The following is a 2,270-nucleotide window of genomic DNA, read 5'->3' as shown; positions in this document are numbered from 1 at the left end:
GAATAGTTCCTCCTTAGCTCAGTTGGTAGAGCGACGGACTGTTAATCCGCAGGTCGCTGGTTCGAGCCCAGCAGGAGGAGCCACTTTAAGAAGCCAAGTCGAAAGACTTGGCTTTTTTCATTTCTGGCGTCCTCAATTTCCAAGTCTCCTATAAAAAGCCTTACCTCTATCGCCTTTCGAGCGTTATCGCGCTTACCTTGACTTAAACAATTGGATTGCTATGCACTAGTTTTCTTAAAAAGAACTTATTTTACACTTAAAATTTAATCCAAATCATAGTTTCAAACCTGTCTCCTATTAGCTTTTCCTGTTCTACAATAAGATGAACAATATGTTACAGAGCATTTTTTGGCTGTAATAAATATAAAAATGACTTATTTGTGAGCTAATTTTATGAAACTAAAGACACAAGCTTATTTATTATCAGGAATTATCTTGATCGCTTTGCTTGCTCTAACTGCTACCGGTTTGTGGACGCTCCGCGTAGCAAGTAACTTGGATAACAAGGCACGAGTGACAGAACTATTTAACAGTGCTTACAGCATACTGACAGAAGTTGAGAAAATGTCGGTTGAGGGTTCATTAGGGGAAGGTGAAGCCAAAGCACTGGCAACGCGTTTGCTACGTAATAACATCTATAAAGATAATGAGTACGTCTACGTTGCAGACGAGAACATGACATTTATCGCGACCCCACTAGACCCGCAACTCCATGGTACTAGCTTTAACGATTTCAAAGATGGCGATGGCAACAGCGTTGGACAACTGATCCTCAATGTATTAGGTCAGCGCACTGGACAAATCGTAGAATACACTTGGACACAAAAACAAGCTGACGGATCTATCGAAGAAAAGCTTTCGATTGCAGAAAGAACACCTCACTGGGGCTGGGTTGTCGGAACGGGTATTGGTTTCAACGAAGTGAACGCCCGCTTCTGGTCAACAGCACAATGGCAACTTGTGCTCTGTTTAGCGATTGCTGGAGCTATCCTTGCCTCTCTTATCGTCTCTATTCGTCGTATGTTGGCACTATTAGGTGGCGAGCCACAAGACGTACGCAAAGCGGTTCAAGACGTTGCAAACGGCCATATTCAAACTTCATTTAAGGAACAAGCGCCACAAGGCAGTATCTATGAAGCGGTGCAACAAATGAGTAAGTCCCTTGCTCAATTAGTAGAGAATCTTGACGGCTCCATGCATGCACTTCGTGGAGAACTAGCGAACGTTGAAGACCGAGCAGCGAGCATCGCTCAGTTAACTGACTCACAGCAACAATCCACAGAAATGATCGCTACCGCTATGACGGAAATGGCGTCGTCTGCCAATAATGTTGCAGATTCAGCAAGTGATACTGCGAGAAATACCGATGAAGCAGACAAACAATCTCAGCACACTCAACAACTGATCCACAACACCGTTGATAACATCCAAGGTTTGGCCAGTCAGCTTGGCGCGGCAAGTCGTGCAGTGGCAGATTTGGACAACGACGTAAACAATATCGTCAAAGTTCTTGATGTGATTGGCGATATTGCTGAGCAAACCAACCTACTCGCGCTCAATGCGGCGATTGAAGCTGCTCGTGCAGGTGAGCAAGGTCGAGGCTTTGCGGTTGTCGCAGATGAAGTACGTAACCTAGCAGGACGCACACAAGACAGCACGAAAGAAATCCAGCAGATGATCAATAATCTGCAAGAAGGCTCTCGCAATGCGATTCAAACGATGGAAGTATGTGCTGAAACCAGTGAAAGCACTGTCGAAGAATCCCAAAATGCTTCTGAGGCACTACAGCAGATTGTTGTCGCTCTAGAGTCGATCTCCCAGATGAGCCATCAAATTGCCACCGCGGCCGCCGAACAAACCCAAGTGAGTGATGATATTTCTCAGCGTATCAATATGATTGAAGAAAGCGGTACTCAATTAAGTGGCGTGGTGACTGAGAGCCACAATAGTACTCAAAGCCTAGCTAAACTGGCTAACGAGCTTGAAAACTGGCTAAGTAAGTTTACCGTTAAGCACTAATTATCTAGTTAAACTAACAAAAGCACGCGTCAAAGCGTGCTTTTTTACTATCTAAACACGCCAAGCACCCTACACTTTGGCTTCAAGCGCTTTTGCTCTCTATACATTTCTTGACCAAAATGGATAAAAACAGCCCATTAAGTATAGAAAAACAACAAACGATATTTTTTTTGCATTTTAATGTTGACCTGAAACACGAAAAGCCTTTTAATACACCTCGTCGCCCGGATAGCTCAGTCGGTAGAGCAGAG

General features: G+C 44.2%; 1 protein-coding gene and 1 tRNA gene. Both read left to right on the top strand.

What is annotated here, in order from left to right:
• The first annotated feature begins 7 nt into the window (after positions 1–7).
• Positions 8–83, top strand: a tRNA-Asn gene (locus AC4MRV_RS21945).
• Positions 84–393: 310 nt separating this feature from the next.
• Positions 394–2,019, top strand: a complete 1,626-nt coding sequence (locus tag AC4MRV_RS21940) for a methyl-accepting chemotaxis protein (protein ID WP_491189389.1) — start codon at positions 394–396, stop codon at positions 2,017–2,019.
• Positions 2,020–2,270 lie beyond the last annotated feature (251 nt).

It is taken from the genome of Vibrio sp., assembly GCF_984391705.1.
Note: the sequence above shows the minus strand (reverse complement) of the source record. Positions and strands in the feature narration are given on the sequence as shown.